Here is a 2740-nt window from a genome sequence, read left to right as displayed (position 1 = left end):
TTGAGCGTACCATCCTTCCACTCAAAGGGGATGATCCTGTTCTCCCTGATGAAACGCGTCGCTATGCCGTCCATGACAAGAGGCACCCTGGGAAACTCTTCCGTGGAGAGATGAATTATCGTCTTGCCGTTCATGACTCTCCTGTGCTCCGCGCCGCCGCCTTCGCCGCTGGTTCCTCTCCGGCCGACGGCACCTCTGTGTGCGTCGCCTCGTGTTCCTTTGTTCCCCGCCCTTCCCTGGTTTCGCCGGCATCATTCTTCCCGTCCTTGTCCTGCCGGGGAACGTCGCGGATCAGCTCTTCCTTCTTCAGCTTTCCCTTGCCTGTCTTCGTTATGTCGTCAACATAGGAGGACGTGGCCTTCCGGGCGTCGTGCTGGTTCTTGATGACTCGCGGGGTGAGGAGTATGATCAGTTCCTTGCGGTGATTTTCGTCCGTAGTACTGCCGAAGAGATATCCGAGAAGCGGTATCTTGCTGAGGTACGGAATGCCCGATCGTGCCGCAGATATGTCCTCCCTGATAAGCCCTCCGATGAGGATCGTCTGGCCGTCCTGAACGACAAGGTTCGTCGTCGCCTCCGTCTTCTTGACAATGATGTTGGTCTCGCCGTCGAAAAGGGTGATCGTGTCGTAGGACGAGACCTCCTGGGCGAGGTCGAGAGTGACAAGTCCGCCTTCGTTGATGCGGGGCTTTACCTTGAGGATGATACCGATGTCCTTGTACTGGATGGTCCGCTGAGCGGTGGTCGTTGTGGACGCGATCGTCTCCGTTGTCACGATGGGGACCTGCTCACCCACCTGGATCCGAGCCTCCTTGTTATCCGTCACCAGTATACGCGGCACGGCAAGAAGCTTCGCCTTCGATTGCGTCGCAAGCGTATCGATGACCGTCTTGAAGTCACCCCCGACGGTCCCCGCAAAGGTGAATGTTCCACTCCCTGTCGTGCTCGTCGCTGTCGCGCCGGGCACATCGAATCCGACGGTCCCGTCCACTGCCCCCAACACGCCGTTCATACCGCCCGGCGAGAACTGAAGGGCCCAGGAAACGCCGAGTTTCAGGTCATCCTTCAGGGTGATCTCCGCGATCACCCCTTCGATAATGACCTGCCTCGGGATAATATCGACGCGCCGGATGGCCTCCTTGATGACCTCATAATCTTCGGGCAAGCTGAGGATAATGAGGGAGTTGAGATTCTCCTCGGCGATGATCTTCGTTATGGGAGAAATAAGGCCCTCTCCTGCCTGGGAACCCGACACGATCAATCCGCCTTCCGGACCGCTGCGCGCCGCCGGGGCGCCGGATGCGCCTGCCGTCTTCCCCGCGGAAGGCAACGCAGCAAGGGGTGGATTTGCTGCGCCGCCTCGTCCGGAGGAAAGAAACACCTGCTGCAGAATGTTCGCTATGTCTTTCGCTTTGCTGTTCTGGACATGATAGACAAAGACCTGGGGTTTCTTCTTCTTTGTCTGTTCACTGTCAAAGAGATCGATCAGCTTTAGTAGTCTTCTAACGTTCGCGTCGGTGTCGACAAGCATGATGTGATTGATGCTGGGAACATCAATGACCACGGCGGTTGTCGTGAGGAAGGGGGTGATGAGCTTGACGATCTCCGATGACTGACTGTACATGACAGGCACGACACGTATGATCGATTTGCCTTCGACCTCGATGGAATCGGGATCTCTACCGACGGTCACTTCGGCTGGTTCTCGGGCGACATCACCGATCGGTACGATCCTGTACAGGCCACCTTCTTCCACAACACCCACACCATTGAGCCTGAGGATGACCTCCATGACGGACAGCACCTTGTCGCCCTCGACAGGGGTAACGGAACGGAACGTGACCCGCCCTTTCACCCTCTGGTCGACAATATAATTGACCCTCAGGATCTCACCGAAGACGGTCTGGATGACCTGATACATGTCGGCGTCATCAAAGGACAGGCTCACGGGGCTCGCGGCCCTTACGCCGTGCTTCCTCGTCTGCGAGGGTGTTTTCGCCAGAGGCGCGGACGGATTCCCCGGGGGCAAGATCTTTCCTCGATCACCGGCCGACTCCCCTTTTTTTTCCACGTTCTCGTTCTTCGCCGATGGGGATACAGCGGCTGAAGGCAGCGCCGACTGCGCGTCAGCTTCCCCCCTCGGCGCCGATGCCTCTGGTGTCTCCCGGGATGGTGCCGCCTTTTGAGGACTGTCGGCGGCATATAACGGCGGTACGACGAGCACGAAAAAGAGACAGGACAACAATATGAGCTTTCTGACATTTGTCATCGATTCATCACCCACTGTAGTTTCTTCAAAACTAGTAGGATTCTAGAGCTAAGTAGAGCAACTTCACACCGCAATGGGATAGACCTGACGCATTATGGTTTCAACAGGGCGACCGCCATTGCACGGCAGAACCCGCAGCCGACGCGAGGGGAGCCAAATCCCGAAATAGTACCATTAGGCCGCAGAATGTGATGACCAGGCCAGCCGAGGTAGTGACAAAAGAACCTCGCCGGATTAATCTTTTTTTCAAAACGTTATCGCCGGAACAAACACACGGCATTGAGGGAGGACGCATGAAAATTCAGTACCCCTATCGCACGGACAGACGAGGCTTCACGCTCGTTGAACTCCTCGTCGTCATGGTCATCGTCGGGCTCCTTGTGGCTCTGGTCGGTCCCAAGGTATTTCCGAAACTCGGCAAAGGCAAGCAGGCCGCGGCGAGGGCACAGGTCGAACTTCTTTCGCAGACCC

Annotated in this window: 2 protein-coding genes; one reads left to right on the top strand and one right to left on the bottom strand. The window is 56.9% G+C overall.

Annotated elements, in window-relative coordinates; genetic code table 11:
• Positions 1-130 precede the first annotated feature (130 nt).
• Positions 131-2269, bottom strand: a complete 2139-nt coding sequence (locus tag GXX82_18295; GenBank protein ID NLT24989.1) for a hypothetical protein — start codon at positions 2267-2269, stop codon at positions 131-133.
• 293 nt (positions 2270-2562) lie between these two features.
• Between GXX82_18295 and GXX82_18290 the strand changes: the two genes are divergently transcribed.
• The coding region (locus GXX82_18290; protein ID NLT24988.1) for a prepilin-type N-terminal cleavage/methylation domain-containing protein at positions 2563-2740 on the top strand (178 nt) is incomplete at its 3' end.

The sequence above is a fragment of the Syntrophorhabdus sp. genome (genome assembly GCA_012719415.1).
Classification (GTDB): domain Bacteria; phylum Desulfobacterota; class Syntrophorhabdia; order Syntrophorhabdales; family Syntrophorhabdaceae; genus Delta-02.
This window is presented reverse-complemented; position numbering and strand designations above follow the sequence as displayed.

Coding starts and splice junctions, on each gene's coding strand:
- GXX82_18295 (NLT24989.1), bottom strand. CDS start 2,269: ATGACAAATGTCAGAAAGCTCATATTGTTGTCCTGTCTCTTTTTCGTG.